This window comes from Geminicoccus sp., assembly GCF_036263595.1.
In the GTDB taxonomy this organism is placed as follows: Bacteria; Pseudomonadota; Alphaproteobacteria; order Geminicoccales; family Geminicoccaceae; genus Geminicoccus.
Map to the genome: position 1 here is coordinate 1 of NZ_DATAGQ010000093.1, position 26,050 is coordinate 26,050.

Here is a 26,050-nt window from a genome sequence, read left to right on the forward strand (position 1 = left end):
AACGGCAGGATCACCGCGAGCGCCCCCATGAACAGCAGGATCTGTGCCCAATGACGGTTCAGCCCGCACATTCTTTACCGCCTAAAATCATAAACCCGACGGATTTTGTAAAGTATTAGATACGTCCTCGCCAGAGCCAAATCGCCGCCGCGGAACGGCTCAGCCTGCGACCACCGCTGCCGGCGGCCAGAGGTCTTCGAGCTGCTGACGGGCTGGCGCGCCTCGCCGTGCTTCCGCCCAGCTGCAGTTGAACCCCACCGCCAGTGTCATCGTCGACGACGGCACGTCGTCCAGGCTCCCATGCACCGTCCCGGGCTGCCCGCGCACCGGACCGCCCAGTTCCACGAACAGGGTCGTGTCGCCGAGCTGCCGGTGGCGCAGGTCAGCCGCCCGGCCGAGTTCTATCGCGACAAGCACACGAGCACTGCCAGCCAGGCGCGTCGCGAGGTCCAGCAGGCGCGGGTCGCGCGCCAGCTTGCCTAAGGGCGTTGGTTCGTGCGGGCGCAGCACGGTCAGCGGCCTGCCGGCCGCACCCAGCCGCGAGCTCGCCTCCACCTCGAGCCATCCGACCTCATCGGCAGCGAACAGGTCGAAGCTCGGTGCAGGCTCCGTCGGGCTCGACGGAACCTGCAGGCGGCGCCGGTCGATCACCGGCGAGGTCAGCGTGCTCATATGCCCCCTCCATGGGAGACGTGGATGCCGCATTCGGTCTTGGACGTTCCGGCCCAGCGGCCGGCACGGGGATCCTCGCCCTCCGCCACCGGGCGCGTGCAGGGTGCGCAGCCGATCGAGCGGTAGCCTTCCGCTACCAGTGGATGCGCCGGCAGGTCATAGCTGGCCCGATAGGCTTCGAGGTCCTCGCTGGACCACTGGGCGAGCGGGTTGATCTTGATCCGCCCGCTGCCGTCCTCGACCTCGAACACCGGCAGGTTGTCGCGGGCACCGCCCTGGAACCGCTTGCGACCGGTGATCCAGGCGTCGAAGCCGGAGAGCGCCTCGTCCAGCGGCTCGGTCTTGCGGAAATGGCAGCAGAGATCGGGATCGTGGGCGTGCAGGTTGCCGATCGGGTCGATGCGGCCAAGCATCCGCAGGTCGGGCCTGGCGTCGCGCACGTCCCGCAGCCCCAGCTGCTCCACGAGCAGCCCGCGATAGGCGAGCGTCGCCGGGAAATGGGCCAGCGTGTCCAGGAAGATGACCGGAATGTCCCGGTCGACCTGGGACACCATGTGCAGCAGCACGACGCTTTCGGCGCCGAACGACGAGACCAGCGCGGTCTGGCCGCGCAGGGGGGCCTTGGGGCCCAGCAACGACGAGATGAGATCCTGGCCGCAGAGATGGCCGTAGTTGCCCAGGAGCGCTTCGCGGCGCTCGACGGGGCCCATGGCCTTCAGGCGTTCGCCCGCTTCGAGAATGGTTGCCTGCGGCATGAGAAAGCTCCGGACGCAGTGGCTCGGAGACGGAAAATACGCCAACGGCATTGGAGCAGCGAACGATATTTCATAAAGCTACAGGTAATAAGATCTATACAACAGAAAAGTATCGTATATCCATTCGACGGCATGAGAAAGCCCGCCGAGTCGCCCCGGCGGGCTAACCAATGCACTCCATGGCCACGCTCCAACACAAGGGAGCCGCGGGTGGATCCCCGCGGACGGTCGCCCGAGTCAGGATGGGACGGAGGGCGTCCTCAGAGCTCGTCGCGCTCGGCGCGCTTGCGCATCAGCTTGCGGAAGCGACGCACCGCCTCTGCCTTCTCGCGGGCACGACGCTCGGAGGGCTTCTCGTAGTGCCTGCGCATGCGCAGCTCGCGGTACAGACCCTCGCGCTGCATCTTCTTCTTGAGTGCACGCAGAGCCTGATCGACATTGTTGTCGCGGACCTGGACCTCGACGATGACCGTTCTCCTCGGCGAAAACAAATGACTCATGCCGCGGCCACGCTCGCGGCCGACGCGGCGGGCCCTATACCACCGTCCTACCGGCCGGGCAATGTCTGGCTGGCGCGGCAGGCTATCGGCAGGAGGAGCCGGATAGGCAAACGTCGCGTGACGTAGGGAAGGCGCCACGGTAGATGCCCGGCATGACCGTACTTCCCGTCCTGCGCATGGGCCACCCCGTGCTTCTTTCCGTCGCCGAGCCGGTCGGCCTGCCGATCGGGCCCGAGATCCGCGAACTGGCCCAGGACATGGTGGAAACCATGCATGCCGAGGAAGGGATCGGGATCGCGGCGCCCCAGGTCGGCCGCTCGCTTCGGCTCATCGTGGTGCTGCCGCTGTCCGAGCGCGGCAGCCAGCCCGAGGTGGCGCCGCTGATCATCGTCGATCCGGAGCTGGAGCCGCTGGGCGAGCAGGTGGAAGAGGCGACGGAGGGATGCCTGTCCATTCCCGGGCTCCGCGGCGAGGTCCCGCGCTTTGTCCGGGTGCGCTGGTCCGGGCGCGACCTCGACGGTGCCGCCATCGGCGGCGAAGCCCAGGGACTGTTCGCCAGGGTCCTTCAGCACGAGGTCGACCATCTCGACGGCATCCTCTACCCGATGCGGATGGACAATCTACGTTCTCTGGCATTCGTCGATGCGATGCCGCCGGATCCGGAGGAGAACGAGCCATGAAGTCCGACGAGGCGCTGGCCCTGAAAGCCGTCCAGAAGGACCGCCTGTTCGAGATGGTCCTGCAGCACGTCCCGTTCGACGGCTGGGGCAGCAAGAGCCTGAATGCGGCCGCGCACGACCTGGGCATGACGTCGATCACCGCGCGTCGTCTCTTCCCGCAGGGACAGGAAAGCCTCCTGGCGTGGCTGGGCCACTGGCTGGACCGAAAGGCAACCGAGCGGCTAGCCGATGTCGATCTGACCAAGTTGCGCATCCGCGAGCGGATCGCGAAGCTCGTTTCGGTCCGTCTCGACATCCTCAAGGGGCACAAGGAGGCGATGCGGCGGGCGGTGGCGGCGGGCGTTCTGCCGCACAACCTATTTGCCACCGGTCGGCGGATCTGGTCGGGGGCCGACGATATCTGGCGGGCCGCCGGCGACCGCGGCACCACCGCCGAGTTCGACTACTGGACCAGGCGTGGCCTCCTGTCGGGCGTCTGGATCGCCGCCTTTCTGTTCTGGCTGGAGGACCGCAGCGACGACGACGCCGAGACGCAGGCCTTCCTCGGGCGGCGCATCGACGACGTCATGCGCATCGCCAAGCTCAAGGGCCGGCTGCAGACGACCTTGCGCGGCATCCCGGGGCTGGGCGTCTTCATGGGCAGGGAGCCGCTGCGCCCCACGCGCAGCTGACCGGTTCTCGCAACCTCATCTTCCCAGCTCCATCTTCCCATGTGACCATGCCGTGACGTATCTGGCGTCAGCCGTCCCGCCGGGCGGCCTGTAACGGCTTGTTCCTCGGAAGGACGGGATGATCGTCTATGTCGCGACATGGCCGCGCTGTGGCAACAGCGTGCTCCGCGACCTGTTCTGGCTGAACTGGGGCGTGACGGTCACCGATCCCTACATGCCCGCCTCCGGGCTGGCGACCTGGACGAAGATCATGACCGCCAAGCACGGTGTGATCATCGACCCGGACGAGCCGCAGATCTTCCACCTCGGCGCCAAGGTCGGGCTGCTGCCGGGCTGGCTTGGCTGGCTGACCGAGGAGCGGCGCGCGGAGCTCGCTGCCGAGCGCGTGACCTACTACCTCAAGACCCACGAGCCGCCATTCGCCAGCTACCTGCCCGGCGAGAAGGTGGTGCAGATGGTGCGCCACCCATTGGCCGCCTGCTGGTCCTGGCACTGCCTGACCAAGGAACAGAAGGCGCACCGTTCCATCCCGCCCGAGGTGCTGGCGACGGAGGGCCATGCAGGCCTTCTGGGATTCGCCGACTATCACGAGCGATGGCTGGACGTGGAGGTGCCTCTGGTCCGTATCGCCTATGAACGACATGCCGGGCACCCGGAAGCGACCGTCCGCACCATCGGCGCCTATCTGGGCCTGCCCGTGGACCGTCCGAGGGTCGCCAGCTTCTCCACGATGAAGAGCGTCAATCCGATGCGCTACCGTGCCGGCCGCGTCGCAGGCTGGCAGGGAACGGACGAGCAGGCGCAAGCCGTGTGGGATGCCTGCCGCGAGGTCGGGATGCGCCTGGGCTATCCATCGATGGATACGGTCGTCGGCCGAGCGGAGCCTGCCTACGCCTCGGCCGGCTGACGCACTTCCTGCCCCTCGCGGCGCACCGCGCTCACTTCCTGGGCGAGCACGGTGCTGTAGGGACTGCCCGCCGGGATCGCCTGGACAGGGCCGCGCTCCGCCGCCGTCGGCGCCGGCCGCCGGGTCATCCGCCAGAGCGCGAACAGCCCGATCGCCGCGTGCGCCAGGGCCAGCATCAGCGGGAAGGCATAGATGCCGAAATGCTCCATGATGAACGAGGTCAGGGTCGGTCCGATGGCTGCCCCCAGCCCGTTCGCCAGGAGGAGCGCACCGCTCACCCCCACCATCTGGTCGGGTCGCATGAAGTCGTTCGTATGCGCCACGCCCAGCGAGTACATGGGCAGGCTGAGGCCGCCGAACAGGAAGAACAGCACGAGGACGAGGGTCTCGGCGCTTGGCCCTGCAGCCAGCACCAGCACCGATGCAAGCGCCGCGCCGAAGCTGACGATCGCCAGCACGATGCGGCGATCCATCCAGTCCGACAGGCGGCCGATCGGCCACTGGAACAGGGCGCCGCCGATCAGCACGACTGCCATGAAGATCGAGACCGTGCCGACCGACATGCCGAACTGGCGCGCCCAGATCGGGCCCATGCCGTAGAGCCCGCCTTGCGCGATCCCGATCCCGAAGATGGTGACGAGCCCCAGCGGCGAGAGCCGCCAGAGCTCCTTGAAGCCGACATGGGTCGGCCGCGACGGGGGAGGGGCCTGGTTGTCGGCCAGCAGCAGCGGCACCAGCCCCACCGAAAACAGGACGGAGACGCCGACGAACAGCATCCATGACTGCACCGGCGCCAGGTTAAGAAGGAAGTTGCCGCCGGCGAACCCCGCCGTCTGGATGACCATGTAGACCGAGAACAGGCCGCCTCGGGTCTGGTTGTCCGCCTTGCTGTTCAGCCAGCTCTCGGCGGTGATGTAGACCCCGCAAAGCGCCATGCCCGTGACGAAGCGCAGGAAGAACCAGGTGACGGGGTCGACCCAGAGGATGTGCATCAGGATGGTGGTGGAGGCGAGCGAGGCCAGCGCGGCGAACACCCGCACATGCCCGACCGAGCCCACGAAGTGCGGCACGATGAAGGGTGCAGCCACCAGCCCCAGGTAGTAGCCGGACATCACAATGCCGGTGACGGGCAGCGCGAAGCCTTCCAGGGCGGCGCGAAGCGACAGGAGCGTGCCCTGCAGCCCATGCCCCAGCATCAGCACGGCCATGCCGAGCAGTAGCGACCACGCGGATAACAACGTACGTCCCATGTTGATCCGCCCTGCTGCACGCCCGATGGTTGCTTTATGGATCGGCAATCTACCGGGTGAAGCTCCAGCCGTCCCCTGAAGGCTGCGGCACCACGCAAGCGTCGACCCGACTGTGTGAAAGAGGCGGCATGGAGATCTTCTGGCTGATCGTGGTAGTTGCCGGGCTGGTCATGTGGCTGCGCCAGCGTGACCAGATCCTGCGCTTGGCCGCACGGGTGGCAGCCCTCGAAGCCAGCGCGCTGCAGCCTGTCCCGACCGCAACGCCGGACCTGCGGGCCGTTCCCGACGGGGATCCTGCGCTCGCGACGCCATCGCCAGCCCCGGTGCCGGAATCCTCGCCGATCCCGCTCACCCCGCCTGGTGGGGACCTGGAGCGCCGCCTTGGACAGCGCTGGCTGGTCTGGGTCGGCGCCCTGGCTTTGGCGCTGGGCGGCGTCTTCATCGTCCAGTATTCGATCGAGCAGGACCTGATCGGGCCGATCCCGCGCGTGGGCCTGGGCCTGCTCGTCGGCATGCTGCTGATCCTGGCTGCCGAGTTCCTGCGCAAGCGCCCCGATCGCCTGCGGCTGACCCCGGCGCAGACGGCGCACGCGGCATCAGCCTTGGCCGCGGGCGGTGTCGCCGCCCTGTTCGGGGCCAGCTGGGCCGCCTTCGACCTCTATGCCCTGATCCCGCCAGGTGCAGCCCTGGGCGCCATGGCCTTGTCCGCGGGTGTGGCCCTGCTCCTCGCCTGGCATCACGGTGCCCTCTTGGCCGTCATCGCGCTGGCGTTCGGCTATCTGGCACCCGTCCTGGTCACGACGGACGCGCCGGCTGCGCCGGCCTTCGCCACCTGGCTGATCGCTGTCCAGCTCGTCCTGGCCCTCACCCTGCGATTCCGTCCCTGGACCTGGCTGCTGGCCCTCGACCTGCTGGGCCTCATTCCGTTGGGCGTCATCCTGATGGCCGGCAGCGACGCCGGCGTCGCGCTCGCACCGCTCGTGGCCCTGGCGGCGACGGCGTTGCCCGTCTGGCTGGCGCGGCCCAGCCTTGCCCGACTGGGTCGACCGATCCGGCGTGTCCTGGCCGTCATGGTCGGGCTCGAAGGGCGAACGTGGATCGGAGCGCTGCTCATGGCGGTCACGACCCTTGCCGCCATGGATTCCGCAAGCGCCTCGTCATGGCCGCTATCGCTGTTCGCCATCCTCCTGGTCGCCGCCACGCTCCTGGGCCGGGCACCGCTGCACGTCGCCTTTGCCGCAGCCGCGTCGGTGGTCCTGGTCGCGGCCGTCCTGGCCCTGCCGTGGATGGCCACGCCGATCACGGAAGTGATCGGGGAGGACGTCATCGGCACGCCCGGCTGGCGCTTGCTGGCCCCTGAGCACCTGCCGTTCGCGCGCCTTTGCGCCGCCATGGCGCTCGGCTTCTTCCTGGTCGGCTGGCTCGGTGCCATGCGCACGCCGCGGCCCGGTGGCTTTGCGGCACTGGCGGTCACCGTGCCGCTCGCCCTGCTGGTGGTAGCCTATGGCCGGATCGCCGGCTTCACCGCTGCACCGCGCTGGACCGTGGTGGCCCTGGTCATGGCGGCCCTGTTCCTGCTGGCCGCGGAACGCAGCGCCCGCCGCACCGGCCGTGAACCGGCACTGGCGGCTTTCGCGCTGGGCGTGGTGGGCACGCTGGCGCTGGGGCTGACCATGGCGTTGTCGCTCGGCTGGCTCACCGTGGCGCTTTCCATCGAACTGGTGGCGCTCGTCCTGATCCAGCGTCGGATCCACCTCCCGGCCCTGGCCAGGACGGCCGCTGTGCTGGCCGGCATCGTGGCCGGCCGCCTGCTCTGGCAGGCGGCCGATCTTGGCCCCCGTGATCTGATCGAGACCAGCCTTGGGGCCGCCATCTGGAGCTATGGAGCACCGACCCTGCTCATCCTGGCTGCTTTCGCCGGCGGCGCCAGGCTCGACCCGCCATGGACGCGCGACGCTCTTGCGGCAGCCGGGGCGGTCGCATGGATCGTCGCGGTGATGCGGGTCGTCGCGGTGGGTGTGGCCAGCGACCGCCACGACGACCTGCTCGAGCCGTCGCTGCAGGTGGCGACCCTGACCCTGACCACGCTGACCCTGGCCCTGCGGCCGCCCAGCAGGCTGATCCGGGCCGCCGTCGTCCTTTCCGGCATGATGGCGCTCGCCTGCCTGGCGCATCCCGCGTTCCGCATCCTGGACGGGGAGGCCTTGCGGGTGGTGGACGTGCCGGTCCTGAACCCGCTCCTGCTCCTGCTTGCCATGCCCGCGATCGGCCTTGCCTTCATGCTCTGGCGGCACCGCATCTCCCTGCCGTTGGCAGCCCTCCGGCTGGGGGCTGCCTTGGCGCTGCTCCTGTTCCTGGCCTGGCCAGTCCTGGAGATCCGCCGCTCCTTCGCAGGCTCGGTGGTCTGGGGCGATGACCCGGTGCGGCTGGCCGAGAACTGGCTCTACTCGGCCTGGCTGATCACCGCGGGCGTGGGCCTGCTGGTCGTCGGCATGGTCACCGGCCTGCGCGACCTGCGCCTGGCCGCCCTGGCCGTGCTCGTCCTGGCGATCCTCAAGGTGTTCCTGCAGGACCTTGGCGACCTGACCGGGCTTTGGCGCGCCGCCGCCTTTCTCGGCCTCGGCATGACGCTGGTGGGCGTCGGCCTTGCCTATCAGCGGCTTTTCTCCGACGACCGCCGTGCGACGGCGGTCGTCGGGCATTGAATGGACGGAACATTGGCATTTCGGCTCGGCATCGACACAGGTGGCACCTACACGGATGCGGTGCTGTTCGACCCAGACCAGGGCGTGGTGGCGGCGGCCAAGGCGCTTACCACCAAGCACGACCTGACGATCGGTGTGAGGGAGGCCGTCGAGCGCGTGCTGGGGGAGACCACGCCGCCGATCGGCCTGGTCGGGCTGTCGACCACGCTCGCCACCAATGCGCTTGTCGAGGGCCATGGCGGCCCGGTGGCCCTGGTGCTGATCGGGTTCGGCGCGGATGCCCTGCAGCGGGCCGACCTGAACGAGGCGCTGCGCGGCGATCCCGTCCTGTTCATCGACGGCGGGCACGATGCCAGCGGCATGGCCCAGGCACCGCTCGACGAGGCGAAGCTCCTGGCCGATGCCGCCGCGGTGGCAGCCAGGGTCGACGCGTTCGCGGTGACCGGCCATTTCGCCGTCCGCAACCCTGCCCATGAGCGCCGCGCCGCCGAACTGCTGGCGTCGGTCACTGGCAAGCCCGTCACCTCCTCGCACGAGCTGACCGCCAGGCTCGACGGCACCAGGCGCGCCCTGACCACCCTCCTGAATGCCCGCCTGATCGGCGACATCCACCGTCTCATCGAGGGCGTGCGCGGCTTCCTGATCGGCCTTGGCATCACCGCACCGCTGATGGTGACCAAGGGGGACGGCTCGCTGGTGACGGCCGCCACCGCGCTGCGCTCGCCAGTGGAAACCATCCTGTCCGGCCCCGCCGCCAGCGTGGTGGGTGCCGCGCATCTTTCCGGCCTGAAGGACGTGATGGTCTCCGACATCGGCGGCACCACGACCGACATCGCCTTCCTGAAGAACGGCCGGCCCGAACTGGATGCCCAAGGTGCTAGGGTCGGCCGGTTCCGCACCATGGTCGAGGCCATCGCCGTCCATACCTCGGGGCTTGGCGGCGACAGCGAGACGCGGCGCGACGAGGAAAAGCGGCTGGTGCTGGGTCCTCGCCGGGCCATGCCGCTGTCCTTGCTGGCGCACCAGCATCCGGCTGTTCTCGCCGAGATGAAGGCCCAGCTGGAGCGCCCGTTCTGGCGGCCGCTGGATGGCATGTTCGCGCTGCGCCTCAGGGCCCTTCCCGATGCCGGCACCCTGCCGCGCCTGCAGCGGGAGGTGTGGGACTGGCTGGAAGACGGGCCTCTGTCGCTCGACGAATTGTGCGAGCGCCGCCATGCCGAGCGTCCGCTGGCAAGGCTGGTCGATCGGGGCCTCGTGATCCGCGCCGCCTTCACCCCCTCCGATGCCGCCCACGTGCTGGGGCTGCAGTCCAACTGGAACGGCGAGGGCGCCCGCCTCGGGGCGGCCCTGCGCGGGCGCTACGAATCGCTGGCCGGCAAGGATGCGGGCCTGCAGGATCCGGAGCAGTTCGCGCGGACGGTCGTCGATCTGGCGGTCCGCCAGACGGCGCGGGCCCTCCTCAACGCCGCCTTCGCCGAGGATGGCTTCGCTTCGGCCGAGGCACCAGCGGTGCAGACCCTGCTGGACAAGGCCGTCGCCGCGCTACGGGGTGGACTGGTCCGGCCGCGCATGGAACTGCACCTGCCGGTGGTGGCAATAGGCGCACCCGCCCGGCTCTTCTACCCCGAGGCCTGCAGGCGCCTTGGCACCGAGGCGGTCATTCCTCCCTTCGCCCATGTCAGCAACGCCGTGGGTGCGGTGGCGGGCGACGTCGTCCAGCATGCGACGGTCACGATCGGGCTGGTCGAGCACCAGCGGTTGCGGGTCCACCGGCAGGCGGGGCCTTATGACACCTACGACCTGGCGGACGCGCTGAGCATTGCCCGTGCGGAGGCCGAGCGGCAGGCACGTTCCAGGGCGGAGCAGGCGGGTGCCGGCGAGATCGCGGTGCGGGTGGAGGAGAAGGTCACGGTCGTCGACGGCATCGAAGGCGGCTCCCTGTTCGTCGAGGCGGTCGTGACCGCCACGGCGTCCGGACGGCCGGGCCTCGCCTAGTGCCGGTGGACCTGGCACAGTTCCCCGACCTCGTCTCCTCCGTCCAGATCCTGGCCACGGTCCTCAACCTCACCGGCACCTTCATGTTTGCGGTCAGCGGGGCGGTCCTTGGCGTGCGGCGACGGCTGGACCTATTCGGCGTGCTGGTCCTGGCTTTCGTGACCGCCGTTTCCGGCGGGATCCTGCGCGACCTTTTGATCGGCGACGTGCCGCCCGATGCGATCCGGTCATGGCACTCGCTGGCGGTCGCGGCGGCTGCCGGCGTGCTGGCCTTCTACGCCTCTGCGCTCATCGAGACGCTGCGCAACCCCGTGCAGCTGTTCGACGCGATCGGCCTTGGCATCTTCGCCGTCTCGGGTACCGCCAAGGCGCTGGCATTCGGCGTCCATCCCGTCATGGCGGCCGTGCTCGGCATGGTGAGCGGCATCGGCGGCGGCATGCTGCGCGACATCCTGGCCGGCCGTACCCCGATCGTCCTCCATTCCGACATCTACGCCACGGCGGCACTTGCCGGCGGTGCGCTGGTGGTGGCCGGCCACGCGCTGGATGTGCCGGTCACCGCCTCGATGCTCGCGGGCATCGCCACGTGCGTGTTCCTGCGCGCGATGGCCATCTACCGCCATTGGAGCCTGCCGCGAGCCGGGCGGACCAGGCCGCACGACCCCTGAAGCCTCTTGCCCGGCGGCAGGAACGTCCCGGCAGTTCTTGCCGCCCGGGGAGTCCTGGGGCTTGACGCCGGTCCCATCCTGTCATGCCGGCATCTCCACGGAGCGCCAGCGCTGGCGGACGGCACAGTCCTTGCTGCAGTCGTGCCGCAAGAGAGATCGATGAACGCGGATCCTGCGTTGGGGCCTTCGGCATGCATTATGACCTCATCGTGATCGGCAGCGGACCGGCCGGGCGGCGGGCCGCCATCCAGGCCGCCAAGCTCGGCAAGTCCGTGCTCGTCGTCGACAAGGGCCGCCGCGTCGGCGGCGTATCCGTGCATACCGGTACGATCCCCAGCAAGACCCTGCGTGAAACCGTGCTCAACCTGTCCGGCTGGCGCGAGCGCAGCTTCTATGGCCGTGGCTACCGGGTGAAGAAGGAGATCGGTGCGGACGATCTCCTGACCCGGCTGGGCATCACGCTCAGCCACGAGGTCGAGGTCCTGGAGCACCAGTTCGCCCGCAACAATGTCACGACCATGCGCGGCACCGCCCGCTTCCTGGACAAGCACCGGATCGAGGTCGTGTGCGGCGAAGGCGAGCGCCACGTGCTCACGGCCAGCTTCTTCATGATCGCCGTGGGCACGCGGCCGTTCAGGCCGGACGACGTCCCGTTCGACGGCAGGCAGGTGGTGGACAGCGACGAGATCCTGACGATCACCCGGCTGCCAAGGCATCTGGCCGTGGTCGGGGCAGGCGTGATCGGCGTGGAGTACGCCACCATCTTCAGCGCGCTCGATGTCCGCGTCACCCTGATCGAGCCGCGCGGCACCATGCTGGACTTCATCGACCGCGAGCTCATCGAGGACTTCACCCACGACCTGCGCGACCGCGGCGTCACCTTCCGGTTCGGCTCGAAGGTCGCCTCGATCAGGACCCAGGACGAGACTTGCACGATCCGCCTGGAGAACGGCCGCAGCGTGCTGGCCGACATGGTGCTCTTCGCCGCCGGCCGGGTCGGCGCCACGGACAGCCTGGCCCTGGACGCCTGCGGGCTGACCTTCGACCATCGCGGTCGGCTCAGTGTCGATCCAAAGACCTTCCAGACCGGCGTACCGCACATCTACGCCGCCGGGGACGTGATCGGCTTTCCCAGCCTCGCTTCCACGTCCATGGAGCAGGGAAGGACGGCGATCTGCCATGCCTTCGGCCACACCGCCCACACCACCGCCGAGTACTTCCCCTACGGGATCTACTCCGTGCCGGAGATCTCGACGGTCGGCCTGAGCGAGGACGAGGTGCAAAAGCGCGGGATCGCCTACGAGGCCGGGATCGCCCGATTCCGCGAAACGTCGCGTGGCCAGATCATGGGCCTCACCTCCGGCATGATGAAGCTGATCTTCTCGCTCAAGACCCGCCGGCTCCTGGGATGCCACATCGTGGGGGAGGGGGCCACCGAGCTGGTCCATGTCGGCCAGGCCGTCCTCAACCTGAAGGGCACGCTCGACTATTTCATCGAGAACACCTTCAACTATCCGACACTCGCCGAAGCCTACAAGATCGCCGCCCTGGACGCCTGGAACCGCATGCCCAAGGCGTAAGCCACGAGGCCAGGCGCACCGCGCCGCTGGCTCGTCGCCACGCCAGCGCGATCCCTGCTCCAGCCGGACCAGCCCGTCCACGGCTGGCAATCCGCTTGACCGGCTGTCGGCGGAAGCGGAGGGTCCGGGCTTCATCCATCCCCGGTGTGGAATGGGTTCAGGCCGGCAGGACGGCAAGATGACGAAGGCGAACCGGCCGATGGCGCTCACGCTTTATTCCTACCCGCAGCTCTACGGACAGTCGGACAACAACCCGTATGGCCTGAAGGTCGCGACGTTCATGAAGCTGTGCAATGTCGAGTTTCGCCAGGCGCACATCGTCGACACGACGAACGCGCCGCGTGGACAGTTGCCCTATCTCGACGACGATGGCGTGGTGATCGGCGACAGCGACGACATCATCGAGCATCTCACCGTCAAGTTCGACCTGACGATCGACCGGGGCCTGACGGACGAGCAGCGGCGGACCGACCTGATGATCCGGCGGATGCTGGACGACCTTTACTGGGTGATGTCCTACTCGCGCTGGGCCGACGAGCGGTTCTGGCCGAGCTTTCGGGACGAACTGCTCAGGACGCACGGCGATCTCCGGCCCGATCAGCTGGAGGCCGCGCGCACCTACAATTTCCAGCGCTACCACTACCAGGGGATCGGACGCTACGAACCGGCGGCTGCCTACAAGCGTGGCGTGCGTGACCTGCAGGCGCTGGCCGGACTGCTGGGCGACGGGCCGTTCGTGTTCGGCGATCAGGTCCACGCCGCGGACGCCACCGTCCACGGGTTCGTCGCGAACATCTACTTCTACGACATCGACACGCCGCTCAAGCAGGCCGTGCTGGCCGCCCCGAACCTCGTGGAGCACTGCCTCGCCGTGCGCACCTTGGCGAGCCAGGGGTGAAAGGCTGAAGGGCGAACGGCGGCCGCCTTCGCATCCGCCGACCGGTCAGGGCGCCGGCGGATCGGCGACGACCCGGCGCTGCCAGACGCGCAAGCGGGGTTCGAGCGCGATCGCGATGAATGCCAGCAGGCAGCCTGACACGAGCAGGCTGGCATGGCAGGCGATCGCTGCCGCCACCGCTGGCTCCAGCGCCACGCCGCACAGCACGGCGGCCCAGGCGAATGCTGCCTGCACCGGCCCGACGCCAGCGATCCCCTGAAACGGGAGGGCAAAGGCCAGGTTGCCCGAGGCACCTGCAAAAGCGGCGGCGGCAAGCTGCACCGACTGGTTGACCGCCAAAAAGGAAAGGTAGGCCGCACCGGCGTGACAGGCCCAGACCAGCACCGACAGGAGCGTGATCTTGCCGAACGTGCCGTGGCTTCTTGCCCTTGCCAGCACCTCGCCCACCGCCGCCAGCCGGCCCCATTGGCGCTGGCCATGGCCGGCCAGGATCAGCAGGGCCAGCGGGGCCAGGAGCGACAGGACGCTGCCCGCGACCAGCAGCCATCGGTAGGGAGCGAGATCGGGCACGGCCAGGGCGGCCGAGAATGCCAGCAGCGTACCCAGCGCTCCCAGGTCGAGCAGGCGTACGGTGAGCAGGGTGCTGGTGCCCGATGCGAGGCCCACCCCCATCAGCCGGCGTGCCAGCAGCGGAAACGCCGCCTCGCCCAGCTTGAACGGCAGCAGGAAGTTGAGCGCGATGTGGACACAGGAGATCTGGAACGTCGCCAGCAGGCCGCCGGCGCGCATTCGGTCCAAGAGCAGCACGAACCTGGCGGCCCTGGCCAGCTGCAGGATCACCACGAGCGGCAGGATCAGCAGGAGGTAGGGCAACGCCGCCTGCCGCAGCGTGACCAGGACGGGCTCCAGCAGGCGGCTGCCGGCCAGCCACCAGACAAAGGCCGCGGTCAGCAGGATCGCGGCGACCGTGCCGAGGATCTGGCGTCGGTTCACGGCGGCGTATCGGTCCGGGCACGAATGAGGTTGCGCGTATCGGCGGGTCGCGTGCGGGCGTTGATCAGCTCCGCCAGCATCCCGAACAGCACCGTCTGCACGCCCACGATCAGCAGCAGCATGCCGAGCTGCAGGAGCGGCCGGTGCCCGATCAGCGCGCCCGTGAACGCCTTCAGCGAGGTCAGGTAGAGCAGGATCAGGAACCCGGCGAGCGCGATCAGGCTGCCGGCCCCGCCGAACAGGTGGCCGGGGCGCTGGCTGTAGCGGCTGATCGTGAGCACCGTCAGCAGGTCGAGCGCGCCGCGCCACAGCCGCGTGAAGCCGTATTTGGATCGCCCGTGCCGGCGTGGGTGATGGGTGACGACCAGCTCGCCCACCACGAAGCCCTGGCCGTGCGCCAGCATCGGCACGAAGCGGTGCAGCTCGCCGTAGAGCCGCATGTCCTCGAATACCTCGCGCCGGTATGCCTTGAAGCCGCAATTGAAGTCGTGCAGCGGCACGCCCGACACCTTGGCCGTGATGAAGTTGAACAGCTTGCTCGGCAAGGTTTTGTGGGAGGGGTCGTGGCGGACCTGCTTCCAGCCGGACACGACGTCCATGCCTGCCGCGATCTCGGCCATGAACTTCGGCAGCTCGGCCGGATCGTCCTGCAGGTCGCCGTCCATGGTCACGATCACGGCGGCCGTGCAGCTGCGGATGCCGGTATCCAGGGCCAGCGCCTTGCCGAAGTTGCGGCGCAGCCGCAGGCCCCGGACCTGCTCGTGCCGCTCTGCCAGCTCGCCGATGACCTTCCACGACCCGTCGGTCGACCCGTCGTCGACGAACAGGATCTCCCGGAGGTTCAGCGCGTGCTCCCGGCAGACCGCCAGGATCCGCTCCGCCAGTTGCTCGATCGTGCCGACCTCGTTCATGATCGGCACGATCACGGCCAAGTCGAGGGCGGCAGGCTCGGGCCGGCCGCCGGGCAGTGGTGCCGTCCTGTCGGCAGGTACGATGCGGAACGACGGTGTCATCGGCATTCGCCATTGGGTCGTGCGAACAGCACATAGCCCAACGACAGGCGCTTGTGGATGGCCCCGGGATAGAGCGCCATGACCGTTCCGACCGATGAGGGCTTGCCGAGATCGACGCCCAGCGCGGCGGCCGCACCCTCGGCCAGCCTCGCCGGCGGGGTGGTTCGCTCAGGCTGGCTGTTCCAGACCAGGAGGCACTGGCCATCACCCTTGGGCGGCCCGAACACGCCGGGCGGTGCGGTCATGTCCACCACCCGGGACTCGGGAAAGCGTACCCGCATGTTGCCGCCGAGGTGCAGGTCGTCGGTTACGATCGTTCCGCTCTTGAAGCCGGCGCTGCTCAGCGCAGCGCTGAGTTCGGCGAACGGCATAAGGGTCCGACAGCGGCCGGAGCAGCGGTCGCCGCCGCCAAGCTGGATGCCAAGCCGCAGACCTAGCGTCACCAGCACCAGGACCGCCGCTACCACGAGCCAGCGGCCGATCGGCAGGTCATCCGGGTCGAAGAGCGCGGCGAACAGGATCGGCAGCGGCAGGAACGGCACGATCATCCAGCGCTCGCTGAAGTCGACGCCGCCGAACGGCAGCACGAGCAGCGCATGCAAAGCGATCGTCACGAGGACATAGGTGCCGAGCACCCGCAGCGGCGGGCGCGTGAACGGTCCCGCCTGGACGCGCCGGCGCAGCATCGGCCAGAACAGGAGCAGGGCCAGCACCAGCCAGGGCTGCGGGAAGGCCACCATGGCCTTGCCCAGGTCCAGGACGCTTTCCAGCCGGCTGATCGGCTCGCGGATGAGCACGGCGGCCCCCGCCGCCTCGACCGACTTGTGGTCCAGGACCCAGAGCGCGTTCGGCAGCACGATGACCACGGCGAGAAGGATGGCCAGGAGGGTGCCCGGATGGAGAAGCGCCCGCCGCAGTTCGGGCAGCAGCAGCAGGGCCGTGACCGCGAAACCGGCGCCGGCCATCACGAAGTTCCACTTGCCCAGCATGCCCAGACCGACCGTCAGGCCGAGCAGGAGGTAGTCGCTCCAGGCCGGCGTCCTCGTGAAGCGGGCAGCCAGCCAGAGCAGCACGGACATGGCGGCGGCCAGGACCGTGGAGTGGGTGAGGTCGACCTGGGCGTACCAGCCGAAGGTGTAGATGGCGGGCAGGGCCGAGAGGGCCAGCGCCGCGCGGCGGTTGTCGCCGAGCCAGGCCTTGGCGGCATGCCAGAAGGCGAAGCAGAACAGGGCCAGGAAGCCGTAGCGCAGGATCGTGATCGGCAGGATCCCCTGGCCGAACAGGGGCTCCAGCAGGAGGAGCATCCAGGTGAACAAAGGCGGCTGCTCGGTCCGGTAGCCCCAGGACCAGGCCTGCGCGGAGAGTGCCTGCTCCGCATCGTCCATGCCGAGCGTGGCACCGAGCCACAGCCTGAGCAGCGCGTGGGAGCCGAGCCACAGGCCCACCATGAGTGCCACGTTCCCTGGGTGGACCAGGCGGTCGGCAAGGGAGGGGACCGCAGCATGCTGCGACGGTGCGACCCTGGCGGTGCGGACCGGTTGCCTGGGATGCGGAGGACGGGCCGTCTTGGTCCCGCCGGTCGTGATGCTGCTCAAGGCTCGTTGCAATCCGCGCGCGCGATGCTGTAGGCGGCCACGATCTGGCCGTGCTCGTTCTTGTAGATGGATGATGACGCGCGGAAGGCATCCAGCAGGCCGAGATTTTCCGGCTTGCACCGGATCGTCCGCGTCACGGCCGCCAGGTCGGCGGTAGCCGGTCCCGTGCCGGTCAGCGTATAGTTGAAGATGATCACGCCCCGGCGGACCACGACGCTGTCCAGGCGCATGGTGTCGTCGAGCATCACCGGCAGCGCGCTGTTCAGCGCACCCACCTCCTGCCGGGTCAGGCTAAGGTTCTTCAGCCGCGCCACGAAGATGTAGTTGTTCGAGATCGCCATCAGCGTCAGCACGACGACCACGTACTTCGCCGCCTTGCCGACGACCTTGCGTCCGGGATACCGGCTGGCGCTCCGCCAGATCGCCACGTTGAGGACGAACTCGATCAGCAGCAGGGCGATGCCCCAGCCCACCAGCAGGTAGTAGCCGTAGCCGCTCATCAGGAAGGCGGAGGAATAGCGGAACAAGAGGGCGTAGGTGCCGCCCCAAAGGATGAACCGCAGGACGATCCCCAGCAGCCAGAACACGCCGGACAGCGGGAGGTCGCCCCGCCAGAGGCGGTAGAACGGGTTGCGGTCGGCCGTCAGGATCCCCCACACGCGCTCACGACGCCCTGTGCAGGATCTCACCGATCCGCCTGGCCAGCGGCGCGAGTTCGCCAGCTTGCAGGCAGATGGGGTTGATCACGAGCCGGCCAGCGGCATGATGCTCGACATCGACCCGTATCGACGGGCTGCCCTCTTCCAGCGCCATCACGACCGGCCAGGCCTCGATCGCCAGGTCCAGCCGCAGGAGCGGCACGACGCCCGGGACCAGGGTCGCGTCCAGGAGGGGCAGACCGGCCAGCTCGCAGCGAAGATCGACCAGGAGCTCCGTCCAGCGGGACGTGCGGACATCGTCACCCTCGGCCAGGAACAGGTCCAGGGCGGCGAGCAGGCCCACGATCTGCTCCTTGCCGACCTTGCAGGGCCGGCCGATGCCATGGGCGGGCAGGCCGCGCAGCCGCCGAAGGTCGATGAAGGCCGGGTCGGGTCGGAACTGTTCCAGCCAGATGTCCAGGTCCAGCATCTGCAAGGCCGCCGCCATGATCAGGTCCCGGCGTCCGGCCAGGATGCCCGAGGCCTGTGGGCCGCCGATCGCCTTGCCGCCGGAAAAGGCCACGAGGTCGGCACCCTCGTCGAGAAAGCGCCGGAGATTGGCCGCAGGCGGCAGTTCCGCGGCCGCGTCCACGATCACCGGCACGCCGGCCGCGTGCGCCACGTCAGCCACCGCGGGCAGGGAAGGCTGGGCATTGGCGTTGGCCACCCAGAGCACCGCCGCGGTCTGCGGCCCGATCGCGTCGGCGAACTCCCAAGGTTCGGCGTCGCGCACCCCGGCACCGGCATAGCGGTCCGGCAAGCCCACCTCGACGAGATGGACCCCAGCCGTCCGCACCGCATGGTCGTAGAAATTGCGCTGCGAGCGCGCGACCACGACCTCGGAACTCATGTCGTCGGTCTGCGGCAGCCGCGCCATCTTTCCCGGGTCCAGGCCGGTGACGCAGGCCGCGGTGCCGAGCAGCAGTCCTGCGGCCGCCCCGCTGGTGACGAGCCCGGATTCCGCGCCGGTGATGGCTGCGATCCGCTGGGCTGCCACGCCCTGCAGCTCCGCCATGTCGACGCAGGCGCTGGCGGCCTCGTTCATGGCGGCCAGGACCTCCGGTCGGATCCGTCCGCCGGAGAGCCGGGTGGCCGGCCCCTTGGCATTGATGATCCGGCGCACCCCCAGCGTATCGTAGACCGACATGATCGCCCCCGATCCGTTGCTCAGTAGCCGTTGGGGTTGCCTTCGACGATCGTACCGGTGCCGTCCGCCCTGCCGTCCTTGATCCAGGTCACGTTCGTCCCGTGGATCTCGACCTGCCAGCAGGAGGCCGGCTCGTGGCCGTAGCTGAAGCACATCTGGTCGTTCTCGATCGTCCAGCTGCCGGTATAGTCCTTGCCGTGGATCTTGCCGTCCTTGGCGTAGAACTCGGTATAGCGGCCGGACACGGCCATCTCGCCCTGGACGGTATGACCGACGATCGCCGCCTCGATCGCTGCACCGTCGGCCGGCGCGGCTTGCGCCGCCGCTGCCGCCATCAGCAGGCAAGACGATCCGGCGAGGAACTTGAGCATCGTGTACCTCTTGGGCTGGCGGGACAGAGGGTTAGGCGTCGTGCCGGTAGCTGACAAGCAAGGGCCTCTGTCGTGATCGATGAGGCCACCCGGCGGGACGGACAAGCCCCGACGTCCAAGGTGAGCTAATGCAGCGTGAACTGCGCTGCTGGTGGTGACAGGATCCATGTTGATCAGCGTCTTCGACCTTTTCAAGATCGGGATCGGGCCGTCGTCCTCGCATACGGTAGGGCCGATGCGGGCCGCGCGGACGTTCGCCGTCGGCCTGGAGGAGGCCAACCTTCTCGAGCGGACGGCCGCTGTCAGGGCGGAGCTGTTCGGCTCGCTGGGGGCGACCGGGGTCGGCCACGGGTCCAACAAGGCGGTGATGCTGGGGCTGGAAGGCGAGGAGCCCGAGCGGGTGGACGTCGACAGGATCCCGATGCGCATCGCGGGGATCCGGGCCGCCCGCAGTCTTTCCCTGCTTAGCCGGCATCCGGTGCCGTTCGAGGAAGGCCGGCACCTCGTCCTCCATCGCAAGCGGAGCCTGCCCTTCCATCCCAACGGGATGCGCTTTGCCGCGCTCGACGAGGTCGGGGGCGAACTGCATGCCACCGCCTACTACTCCGTCGGCGGCGGGTTCGTCCTGAACGAGGCCGAGACCGGGGACGACCGAATCGTGCCCGACCGCACGCCGCTGCGCCACCCGTTCACCACCGGCGACCGCCTGCTCGAGATCTGCGCGCAGACCGGGTCGGCCATCAGCCAAGTCATGCTGCAGAACGAGCTGGCATGGCGGAGCGAGGCCGAGATCCGCGCCCGGCTGCTCGAGATCTGGCAGGTCATGCAGGACTGCGTGCGCCATGGCTGCGCGCGCGAGGGGACCTTGCCCGGCGGGCTGAAGGTCCGGCGGCGGGCGCGTGTCCTCTACGAGAAGCTCCTGGCCGAGCGCGAGCGGGCCCTGGTCGATCCGCTGACGGTCATGGACTGGGTCAACCTGTACGCGCTGGCGGTGAACGAGGAGAACGCCGCCGGCGGCCGGGTCGTGACGGCGCCTACCAACGGTGCCGCCGGCATCGTGCCGGCCGTGCTGCACTACTATGCGCGGTTCGTCCCCGGCGCCTCGGACGACGGCGTCGTCCGCTTCCTCCTGACGGCGGGGGCCATCGGCATCCTGTTCAAGGAGAATGCCTCCATCTCCGGCGCGGAGGTCGGCTGCCAGGGCGAGGTCGGCTCGGCCTGCTCGATGGCGGCGGCGGGGCTGGCCGAGGTGATGGGCGGCACGCCGCGCCAGGTCGAGAACGCCGCCGAGATCGCGATGGAGCATAATCTCGGCCTGACCTGCGATCCCATTGGCGGCCTCGTGCAGATCCCCTGCATCGAGCGCAACGCCATGGCCTCGGTGAAGGCGATCAACGCTGCCCGGATGGCCCTGCGCGGCGACGGCGAGCACTTCGTCAGCCTGGACAAGGTGATCCGCACGATGCGCGACACCGGCGCCGACATGAAGACCAAGTACAAGGAGACGGCCCGCGGCGGCCTTGCCGTGAACGTGCTGGAAGTCCCGGTCAACGTGGTCGACTGCTGATCCCCGACCCTGCGCGAAGGCGTCGGCTTCTTTCTCGCTCCGGCAGACCAGTTTCTGGTGAAACTCTGCCCGACGACGTGGTATGATGTACAAACGGGCGCACCAAGACGCCTGTGCGCAAGAAACGTCCCTGTCGGTACACTGGGCAGGCGGCGGCGGTGTCCGCGCGCCGCCGCCGCCTCGACCCCTGCGACGATCGTCTGTACGATCGCGCCATGGACGACGCTTCGCCCATCGACCGCATTCGCCGGCTGCTCGGACCGGACCACACCGTCGTCACCTTCGATGCCAGCACCGCCACCTCCGCCCAGGCGGCGCAAGCGATCGGCTGCGATGTCGCCCAGATCGCGAAGTCGCTGGTCTTCCGGGCGAAGAGTGGCCGCTCGGTGCTGGTCGTGGCGTCGGGCACGAACCGGGTCGACGAGAAGAAGGTCGGCATGCTGCTCGGCGAGAAGATCAGCCGGGCGGACCCCGACTTCGTGCTGGCCAGGACCGGCTACCCGATAGGCGGCGTGGCGCCCATCGGGCATCTGGAGCCGCCCCATGTCCTGCTCGACGCGGACCTGCAGGCTTTTGCCACGATCTGGGCCGCGGCCGGCGCGTCCAACGCGGTGTTCGCCCTGACACCGTCCGACCTGGAACGCCTGACCGGCGGGCGCTTTGCCGACGTCGCAAGGGCCCCTGGCTGAACCGGATCAACCGGAACCCCGGGGGATCCTGGCCCCCCAGCCTTCGGTGCTTCTATGCTCGTCAGGTCCGGAAGGCAGCCGGCGGGAGAGGGCTGAATGGCTGGGACGAAGACCATCCTCGTCACAGGTGCCACCGGCGGCATCGGCCGCGCCGTCTGCGCGCGGCTGGCAGCCTCGGGTTGCTCGCTCCTTCTCGCTTCCCGTGACGCCGAAAAGCTTCGTCTGCTCGGCCAGGAATTGTCGGCCACCCGGTCCGGCACCTTCTCTTGGCTCCCCGTGGACATGACCAGCGATGCATCGTCGAGGCGCTCGGGCGCGAGTTGCGCGTACGAGGCAGCATCCTGGACGGTGCTGTCCTGATGCCGCCGCAGCCGCATGCGACCGCCGATCCCTTGCCCGGCAACGAGGCCTGGCGCGAGATCTTCCAGGGCAGCTTCGTCGGCCCGCTGGCCCTCCTCAAGGCGGCGATCGCAGCCATGCGGCCAGATCCCGCGAGCGGGCGGCGCTGCAAGATCGTCGTCGTCTCCGGCATCTCCTCGGCCCAGGTGCTGGGCCATTACGCCACGAGCAACGTCATCCGCTGCGCCTGGCTGGCCGAGGCCAAGACACTCGCCTTCGCGCTGGGCGAGCGCGGGATCCACGTCAACACCCTGTCGCTGGGTGGCACGCTGTCGCCCTGGTACGTGGCCGGCATCGAGCGCCGTGCCGCCGCTGCCGGGGTCAGCTACGACGAGCGGCTGGGCGAGGAGACCGCGAACGTTCCGCTGCGCAAGTACGGCACGCCCGACGAGGTGGCCCTGGCCGTGGAGGGGCTGCTGTCATCCCTGTCCGACCACATGACCGGCCTGAACATCCTGCACGACGGCGGATTCACGCGCGCGTACTGACGGTCGGCGCGCCGTGCCGCCTCAGCCCTGGCGATAGCGCTCCGCCGGCTGGTTGCTTGAGACGAGTGCGGCCACCGCGTCGCGCGCCTGCTCCAGGCTCTCCCAGTCGTTGAGGTTCGGCAGCGAGGGGATGCAGACGACCTCGCCCTGGTCGAGCCCGGCCAGCGAGGCGTCCACCAGGTCCTCGGGCGTCATCACCATCTCCGGCGGGTAGCGGTGGACGTCGAGGCCGGCCGCCTCGTGGAACTCGCTGCTGACCAGGCCCGGGCACAGCGCCTGCAGCCGGATGCCGTGGCGTGCGACCTCCTCGTGCAGCGTCCGGGTGAAATGCAGGACGAACGCCTTCGATCCGCTATAGGCGGCCGTGCCCGGCAACTGCATGAAGGTCAGGCCTGAAGAGACGTTGATGATCGATCCGCTGCCCTTGGCGAGCATGCCCGGCAGGGCCGCCCGGGTCAGCCGGGCCAGCGCCGTCACGTTGACCATCAGCATGCGGTCGATCTCGCCGGGATCCGCGTCGGCCAACGGTCCGGGCACGGTGAACCCGGCATTGTTGACCAGCATGCCCAGCCGGGCCTCGGCCTGGACGGCCGCCTCGACCTCCAGCAGGCCCGTTGGATCGGCAAGATCGGCGGCAATGATCCGCACCTTGGCGGCAGTGGCCTGCCGGATCTCGGCCGAGAGCCGTTCCAGGCGTTCTTCCCGCCGTGCCACCAGGATCAGGTCGTGGCCGCGCTCGGCGAGCCTGCGGGCGAACACGGCACCGATGCCGGCGGAGGCGCCCGTGACCAGGGCCGATGTCCTGCTCGTCTCGCTCATCGACCGCTCCCGGGCTTCCTGCTGCCGTCGGCGAGCAATGTGGCACCTTGAACCGGCTGGGCAACCCCGCCACTGATCAGCGCAAGCATGGGAGGTGAGAAGCAGTGTCGGTGGATCTGGGCGAGTTCGACTATGTCATCATCGGTGCCGGCTCGGCCGGCTGCGCGCTCGCCAACCGGCTGTCCGCCGATCCGGCCACGCGGGTCTGCCTGCTGGAGGCGGGCGGCGAGGACAACTGGATCTGGATCCACATTCCGATCGGCTATCTCTACACCCAGATGAACGCCCGGACCGACTGGTGCCTGCGCACCGAGCCGGAGCCGGGCCTCAACGGCCGCGTCCTGAACTATCCGCGCGGCAAGGTGCTGGGCGGCTGCTCGGCCATCAACGGCATGATCTACATGCGCGGCCAGGCCGCCGATTACGACCACTGGCGCCAGCTCGGCAACGAGGGCTGGGGCTGGGACGACGTCCTGCCCTTCTTCAAGCGCTCGGAGGACTTCGCAGGCGGCGCCTCCGACCTGCACGGTGCCGGGGGCGAGTGGCGGGTCGAGAACCCGCGGATCTCCTGGCCGATCCTGGATGCGTTCCGCGACGCGGCCGAGCAGGCCGGCATCCCGAAGACCGACGACTTCAATACCGGCGACAACGAGGGCTGCGGCTACTTCCAGGTCAACCAGAAGAAGGGCGTGCGCTGGACCAGCGCCAAGGCCTTCCTGCGGCCGGTCAAGGGCCGCCGCAACCTCCAGGTCGTGACCAAGGCGGAAGCGCGCAACCTCCTGTTCTCCGGACGGCGCTGCATCGGCGTGGCGCTGACCGACGGGCGGACCGTGCGGGCGCGCCGGGAAGTCGTGTCCTGCGCCGGCGCGGTGATGAGCCCGGTCATCCTGCAGCGCTCCGGGATCGGTCCCGGCGAATGGCTGAAGGAGGCCGGCATCGACGTCCGCCACGACCTGCCGGGCGTAGGCCGCAACCTGCAGGACCATCTGCAGCTCCGCCTCGTCTACACCGTCCAGGGCATCGGCACGCTGAACGAGCGGGTGGGCTCGCTGGTCCAGCGCGGCAGGATGGGGCTGGAATATGCCCTGTTCCGCAAGGGCCCGCTCACCATGGCGCCCTCGCAACTGGGTGCCTTCACCCGCTCCGACCCGCGCTACGCCACGCCCAACATCGAGTTCCATGTCCAGCCGCTCTCGCTCGACAAGTTCGGCGAGCCCCTGCACCCGTTCCCGGCATTCACCGCCTCGGTCTGCAACCTGCGTCCGACCAGCCGCGGCGACATCCGGGTGAAGTCTCCCGATCCCGGCGCCGCCCCCTCGATCCGCCCGAACTACCTGTCCACCGAGGAGGACCAGCAGGTCGCGGCGGACTGCATCCGGGTCACGCGGAAGATCTGTGCGGCCCCGGCCCTGGCGCGCTATGTCACCGGCGAGATGAAGCCCGGCCTCCAGGTGCAGGACCAGGACGACCTGGTGCACGCTGCGGGGGACCTCGGCACCACGATCTTCCACCCGGTGGGCACCTGCAAGATGGGGTCCTCGACCGACAGCACGGCCGTCGTCTCGCCGACGCTCCAGGTGCACGGCCTCGAGAACCTGCGCATCGTCGACGCGTCGATCATGCCGACCATCACGTCTGGCAACACCAACAGCCCCAGCATCATGATCGCCGAGCGCGCCGCCGCGATCATGCTGGGGCAGGGCTGAGCCGGGGGCCGGGCCGGATGGAGGGGCTGGTCATCCACCGGGAGCAGCCTGCCGACCAGGATGCCATCGGCGCCGTTCTCGCTGCCGCCTTCGCCGGCCATCCGCACAGCCACGGCGCCGAGCCCTCCATCGTGGCGGCCCTGCGCGAGCAGGCAGCACTGGCCCTGTCGCTGGTCGCGGTGGGTGGCGGCCATGTGCTGGGCTGCCTGGCCTTCTCGCCCGTCGTGATCGCGGACGGCAGCACCGGCTGGTACGGCCTTGGCCCGCTTGCCGTTCAGCCGGCCTGCCAGGGACGCGGGATCGCGACGGCCCTGGTGACGGAGGGGCTACGGCAGATCCGGGGCGAGGGTGCCGCGGGTTGCATCGTCCTTGGCGAGCCCGCCTATTACGGCCGCTTCGGCTTTCGTGCCGGCACAGGCCTCTCGCTGCCCGGGGTGCCGGCGTCCTACTTCATGGCCCTGCCGTTCGGCGCGTCCATCCCCACAGGCGAAGTCCGCTACCACCCGGCCTTTTTGGCACAAGCCTGACATTTCCGGATCTGCATGGACGGAGCGAGCTGAAAACTCTTGTGCAATGCAGTGAAGTCTCTTGCCGGCACTGGCGTTGCCGGTCCAGTAACTGCCGAACACCACTTGGGAAATCTCATGCTGGCTGCCTTGAGCTTCCTCATGGGCCTCGCCCTAGCGGGCTATGGCGCGGCTCGATGGTTCCGCGAACGCGAGGACGCGGTCCTGGCCGAGATCGGCGAGCATTACGAGCGTCGCCAGCGGCTGATGCTCGCCCGGATCGACGAGGGCGACCAGGCACTTTTGGCCGCCTATGCGGACCTGGACCGGCTGGAGAGCCAGAAGTCGCATGTCGAGCATCGGCTGGCCGAGGCTCGCAGCGAGCTGGATGCGGCGCTGGCCACGAGAGCCACGCTCGAGCAGATCCTGGAGCGGCGCACCGCCGCGCTGGCCACGGTCGAAGTCCAGCTGGACCGGCTGCGGCGCCAGAAGCTGGAGCAACAGGACGGCCTGCCTGCAAAGCCAGCGGGCGAACGTCATGGCCAGGAGGCCAAGGTCCTGGTCGAGCAGGGCCGCTAGGGCCAAAGCGGCGGGCGGTGGCCGCGACCGGGCGACGCATCCCGGGCAAAATCGATCGGCCGCGTCCATGGGTGACCCGGATGTGAAGCCGCCTGTGCTTGCCATGTGGCTGCAGATCCGCGATTTTGATGGCGGTTCATCGGATATCCGCCTTCTGCCAGCGCGCGCCATACCCTGGCAGCCCGTCCTTCCCGCCGGC

26 protein-coding genes are annotated in these 26,050 nt (G+C 69.0%); 15 read left to right on the plus strand and 11 right to left on the minus strand.

Annotated elements, in window-relative coordinates; genetic code table 11:
- Nucleotides 1–159 precede the first annotated feature (159 nt).
- From VHL31_RS07785 to rpsU, 3 genes are all read right to left on the minus strand, one after another.
- Nucleotides 160–672, minus strand: a complete 513-nt coding sequence (locus tag VHL31_RS07785; protein ID WP_329660639.1) for a hypothetical protein — start codon at nt 670–672, stop codon at nt 160–162.
- Nucleotides 669–1,427: a phosphoadenylyl-sulfate reductase gene (locus tag VHL31_RS07790; RefSeq protein WP_329660640.1), complete on the minus strand. Its 759-nt coding sequence runs from the start codon at nt 1,425–1,427 to the stop codon at nt 669–671. The genes VHL31_RS07785 and VHL31_RS07790 overlap by 4 nt, the downstream gene beginning before the upstream one ends.
- 260 nt (nt 1,428–1,687) lie before the next feature.
- Nucleotides 1,688–1,927, minus strand: coding sequence for a 30S ribosomal protein S21 (gene rpsU, locus VHL31_RS07795; protein ID WP_329660641.1), 240 nt, complete (start codon nt 1,925–1,927; stop codon nt 1,688–1,690).
- A gap of 152 nt (nt 1,928–2,079) precedes the next feature.
- Here rpsU and def point away from each other — a divergent pair, with 152 nt between their 5' ends.
- From def to VHL31_RS07810, 3 genes are all read left to right on the plus strand, one after another.
- Nucleotides 2,080–2,607: a peptide deformylase gene (def, locus tag VHL31_RS07800; RefSeq protein ID WP_329660642.1), complete on the plus strand. Its 528-nt coding sequence runs from the start codon at nt 2,080–2,082 to the stop codon at nt 2,605–2,607.
- Entirely contained in the window at nt 2,604–3,278 is a 675-nt protein-coding gene (locus VHL31_RS07805) for a COQ9 family protein (RefSeq protein WP_329660643.1), read from the plus strand. The genes def and VHL31_RS07805 overlap by 4 nt, the downstream gene beginning before the upstream one ends.
- Before the next feature lie 118 nt (nt 3,279–3,396).
- Entirely contained in the window at nt 3,397–4,185 is a 789-nt protein-coding gene (locus tag VHL31_RS07810; protein WP_329660644.1) for a sulfotransferase, read from the plus strand.
- On the opposite strand, the gene VHL31_RS07815 is transcribed toward VHL31_RS07810, so the two are convergent.
- Entirely contained in the window at nt 4,167–5,423 is a 1,257-nt protein-coding gene (locus tag VHL31_RS07815; RefSeq protein ID WP_329660645.1) for an MFS transporter, read from the minus strand. The genes VHL31_RS07810 and VHL31_RS07815 overlap by 19 nt on opposite strands.
- A gap of 140 nt (nt 5,424–5,563) precedes the next feature.
- On the opposite strand from VHL31_RS07815, the gene VHL31_RS07820 reads away from it, so the two are divergent.
- The 5 genes from VHL31_RS07820 (at nt 5,564) to VHL31_RS07840 (ending at nt 13,281) form a co-directional block, all read left to right on the plus strand.
- Complete coding sequence (locus VHL31_RS07820; protein WP_329660646.1) at nt 5,564–8,140, plus strand: DUF2339 domain-containing protein; 2,577 nt, start codon at nt 5,564–5,566, stop codon at nt 8,138–8,140.
- Between the two features lie 12 nt (nt 8,141–8,152).
- Complete coding sequence (locus VHL31_RS07825; RefSeq protein WP_329660647.1) at nt 8,153–10,135, plus strand: hydantoinase/oxoprolinase family protein; 1,983 nt, start codon at nt 8,153–8,155, stop codon at nt 10,133–10,135.
- Nucleotides 10,135–10,803, plus strand: coding sequence for a trimeric intracellular cation channel family protein (locus VHL31_RS07830; RefSeq protein ID WP_329660648.1), 669 nt, complete (start codon nt 10,135–10,137; stop codon nt 10,801–10,803). The genes VHL31_RS07825 and VHL31_RS07830 overlap by 1 nt, the downstream gene beginning before the upstream one ends.
- Before the next feature lie 191 nt (nt 10,804–10,994).
- Nucleotides 10,995–12,383, plus strand: coding sequence for a Si-specific NAD(P)(+) transhydrogenase (sthA, locus tag VHL31_RS07835; RefSeq protein ID WP_329660649.1), 1,389 nt, complete (start codon nt 10,995–10,997; stop codon nt 12,381–12,383).
- A 178-nt stretch (nt 12,384–12,561) separates the two neighbouring features.
- Nucleotides 12,562–13,281, plus strand: a complete 720-nt coding sequence (locus tag VHL31_RS07840) for a glutathione S-transferase family protein (protein ID WP_329660650.1) — start codon at nt 12,562–12,564, stop codon at nt 13,279–13,281.
- 45 nt (nt 13,282–13,326) lie between these two features.
- Here the strand turns inward: VHL31_RS07840 and VHL31_RS07845 are convergent, their stop codons facing one another.
- From VHL31_RS07845 to VHL31_RS07870, 6 genes are read right to left on the minus strand one after another with little or no spacing between them, the layout of a single operon-like run.
- Nucleotides 13,327–14,274, minus strand: a complete 948-nt coding sequence (locus VHL31_RS07845) for a lysylphosphatidylglycerol synthase transmembrane domain-containing protein (RefSeq protein ID WP_329660651.1) — start codon at nt 14,272–14,274, stop codon at nt 13,327–13,329.
- On the minus strand, nt 14,271–15,287 hold the full coding sequence (locus VHL31_RS07850; RefSeq protein WP_329660652.1) for a glycosyltransferase family 2 protein: 1,017 nt from the start codon (nt 15,285–15,287) through the stop codon (nt 14,271–14,273). The genes VHL31_RS07845 and VHL31_RS07850 overlap by 4 nt, the downstream gene beginning before the upstream one ends.
- A complete protein-coding gene (locus tag VHL31_RS07855) occupies nt 15,284–16,882 on the minus strand; it encodes a glycosyltransferase family 39 protein (protein WP_329660653.1) in 1,599 nt (532 codons plus the stop codon). Before VHL31_RS07855 ends, VHL31_RS07850 begins: the two co-directional genes overlap by 4 nt.
- Nucleotides 16,879–17,541 carry a hypothetical protein gene (locus VHL31_RS07860; protein WP_329660654.1) on the minus strand — a complete coding sequence of 221 codons (663 nt, stop codon included), beginning with the start codon at nt 17,539–17,541 and terminating at the stop codon, nt 16,879–16,881. Before VHL31_RS07860 ends, VHL31_RS07855 begins: the two co-directional genes overlap by 4 nt.
- 4 nt (nt 17,542–17,545) lie before the next feature.
- Nucleotides 17,546–18,727: an aminotransferase class V-fold PLP-dependent enzyme gene (locus VHL31_RS07865; protein WP_329660655.1), complete on the minus strand. Its 1,182-nt coding sequence runs from the start codon at nt 18,725–18,727 to the stop codon at nt 17,546–17,548.
- A 20-nt stretch (nt 18,728–18,747) separates the two neighbouring features.
- Nucleotides 18,748–19,098, minus strand: coding sequence for a hypothetical protein (locus VHL31_RS07870; protein WP_329660656.1), 351 nt, complete (start codon nt 19,096–19,098; stop codon nt 18,748–18,750).
- A 166-nt stretch (nt 19,099–19,264) separates the two neighbouring features.
- On the opposite strand from VHL31_RS07870, the gene VHL31_RS07875 reads away from it, so the two are divergent.
- The 4 genes from VHL31_RS07875 to VHL31_RS07885 all read left to right on the plus strand — a co-directional run bounded on the left by VHL31_RS07875 (nt 19,265) and on the right by VHL31_RS07885 (nt 22,241).
- On the plus strand, nt 19,265–20,665 hold the full coding sequence (locus VHL31_RS07875; protein ID WP_329660657.1) for an L-serine ammonia-lyase: 1,401 nt from the start codon (nt 19,265–19,267) through the stop codon (nt 20,663–20,665).
- Between the two features lie 215 nt (nt 20,666–20,880).
- The gene (locus tag VHL31_RS07880) at nt 20,881–21,354 is read left to right on the plus strand and encodes a YbaK/EbsC family protein (RefSeq protein ID WP_349262387.1); all 474 of its coding nucleotides are present in this window, start codon (nt 20,881–20,883) and stop codon (nt 21,352–21,354) included.
- 96 nt (nt 21,355–21,450) lie between these two features.
- A complete protein-coding gene (locus VHL31_RS26895; protein ID WP_414653667.1) occupies nt 21,451–21,714 on the plus strand; it encodes an SDR family NAD(P)-dependent oxidoreductase in 264 nt (87 codons plus the stop codon).
- Complete coding sequence (locus tag VHL31_RS07885) at nt 21,621–22,241, plus strand: SDR family oxidoreductase (RefSeq protein WP_329660659.1); 621 nt, start codon at nt 21,621–21,623, stop codon at nt 22,239–22,241. Before VHL31_RS26895 ends, VHL31_RS07885 begins: the two co-directional genes overlap by 94 nt.
- Nucleotides 22,242–22,262: 21 nt before the next feature.
- On the opposite strand, the gene VHL31_RS07890 is transcribed toward VHL31_RS07885, so the two are convergent.
- Entirely contained in the window at nt 22,263–23,060 is a 798-nt protein-coding gene (locus VHL31_RS07890) for an SDR family oxidoreductase (RefSeq protein ID WP_329660660.1), read from the minus strand.
- A 110-nt stretch (nt 23,061–23,170) separates the two neighbouring features.
- Here VHL31_RS07890 and VHL31_RS07895 point away from each other — a divergent pair, with 110 nt between their 5' ends.
- The 3 genes from VHL31_RS07895 to VHL31_RS07905 all read left to right on the plus strand — a co-directional run bounded on the left by VHL31_RS07895 (nt 23,171) and on the right by VHL31_RS07905 (nt 25,851).
- On the plus strand, nt 23,171–24,766 hold the full coding sequence (locus VHL31_RS07895) for a GMC family oxidoreductase (protein ID WP_414653670.1): 1,596 nt from the start codon (nt 23,171–23,173) through the stop codon (nt 24,764–24,766).
- Nucleotides 24,767–24,783: 17 nt separating this feature from the next.
- Nucleotides 24,784–25,293: an N-acetyltransferase gene (locus tag VHL31_RS07900; protein ID WP_329660662.1), complete on the plus strand. Its 510-nt coding sequence runs from the start codon at nt 24,784–24,786 to the stop codon at nt 25,291–25,293.
- 117 nt (nt 25,294–25,410) lie between these two features.
- A complete protein-coding gene (locus VHL31_RS07905) occupies nt 25,411–25,851 on the plus strand; it encodes a hypothetical protein (protein WP_329660663.1) in 441 nt (146 codons plus the stop codon).
- Nucleotides 25,852–26,050: the final 199 nt, after the last annotated feature.

What these genes read in the sequence shown, in the direction of transcription:
- VHL31_RS07870 (WP_329660656.1), bottom strand. Translation starts at nt 19,098, where the DNA reads ATGCTCAAGTTCCTCGCCGGATCGTCTTGCCTGCTGATGGCGGCAGCG.
- VHL31_RS07840 (WP_329660650.1), top strand. Translation starts at nt 12,562, where the DNA reads ATGACGAAGGCGAACCGGCCGATGGCGCTCACGCTTTATTCCTACCCG.
- VHL31_RS07865 (WP_329660655.1), bottom strand. Translation starts at nt 18,727, where the DNA reads ATGTCGGTCTACGATACGCTGGGGGTGCGCCGGATCATCAATGCCAAG.
- VHL31_RS07905 (WP_329660663.1), top strand. Translation starts at nt 25,411, where the DNA reads ATGCTGGCTGCCTTGAGCTTCCTCATGGGCCTCGCCCTAGCGGGCTAT.
- VHL31_RS26895 (WP_414653667.1), top strand. Translation starts at nt 21,451, where the DNA reads ATGGCTGGGACGAAGACCATCCTCGTCACAGGTGCCACCGGCGGCATC.
- VHL31_RS07785 (WP_329660639.1), bottom strand. Translation starts at nt 672, where the DNA reads ATGAGCACGCTGACCTCGCCGGTGATCGACCGGCGCCGCCTGCAGGTT.
- rpsU (WP_329660641.1), bottom strand. Translation starts at nt 1,927, where the DNA reads ATGAGTCATTTGTTTTCGCCGAGGAGAACGGTCATCGTCGAGGTCCAG.
- VHL31_RS07805 (WP_329660643.1), top strand. Translation starts at nt 2,604, where the DNA reads ATGAAGTCCGACGAGGCGCTGGCCCTGAAAGCCGTCCAGAAGGACCGC.
- sthA (WP_329660649.1), top strand. Translation starts at nt 10,995, where the DNA reads ATGCATTATGACCTCATCGTGATCGGCAGCGGACCGGCCGGGCGGCGG.
- VHL31_RS07790 (WP_329660640.1), bottom strand. Translation starts at nt 1,427, where the DNA reads ATGCCGCAGGCAACCATTCTCGAAGCGGGCGAACGCCTGAAGGCCATG.
- VHL31_RS07810 (WP_329660644.1), top strand. Translation starts at nt 3,397, where the DNA reads ATGATCGTCTATGTCGCGACATGGCCGCGCTGTGGCAACAGCGTGCTC.
- VHL31_RS07900 (WP_329660662.1), top strand. Translation starts at nt 24,784, where the DNA reads ATGGAGGGGCTGGTCATCCACCGGGAGCAGCCTGCCGACCAGGATGCC.
- VHL31_RS07820 (WP_329660646.1), top strand. Translation starts at nt 5,564, where the DNA reads ATGGAGATCTTCTGGCTGATCGTGGTAGTTGCCGGGCTGGTCATGTGG.
- VHL31_RS07890 (WP_329660660.1), bottom strand. Translation starts at nt 23,060, where the DNA reads ATGAGCGAGACGAGCAGGACATCGGCCCTGGTCACGGGCGCCTCCGCC.
- VHL31_RS07850 (WP_329660652.1), bottom strand. Translation starts at nt 15,287, where the DNA reads ATGACACCGTCGTTCCGCATCGTACCTGCCGACAGGACGGCACCACTG.
- def (WP_329660642.1), top strand. Translation starts at nt 2,080, where the DNA reads ATGACCGTACTTCCCGTCCTGCGCATGGGCCACCCCGTGCTTCTTTCC.
- VHL31_RS07875 (WP_329660657.1), top strand. Translation starts at nt 19,265, where the DNA reads ATGTTGATCAGCGTCTTCGACCTTTTCAAGATCGGGATCGGGCCGTCG.
- VHL31_RS07880 (WP_349262387.1), top strand. Translation starts at nt 20,881, where the DNA reads ATGGACGACGCTTCGCCCATCGACCGCATTCGCCGGCTGCTCGGACCG.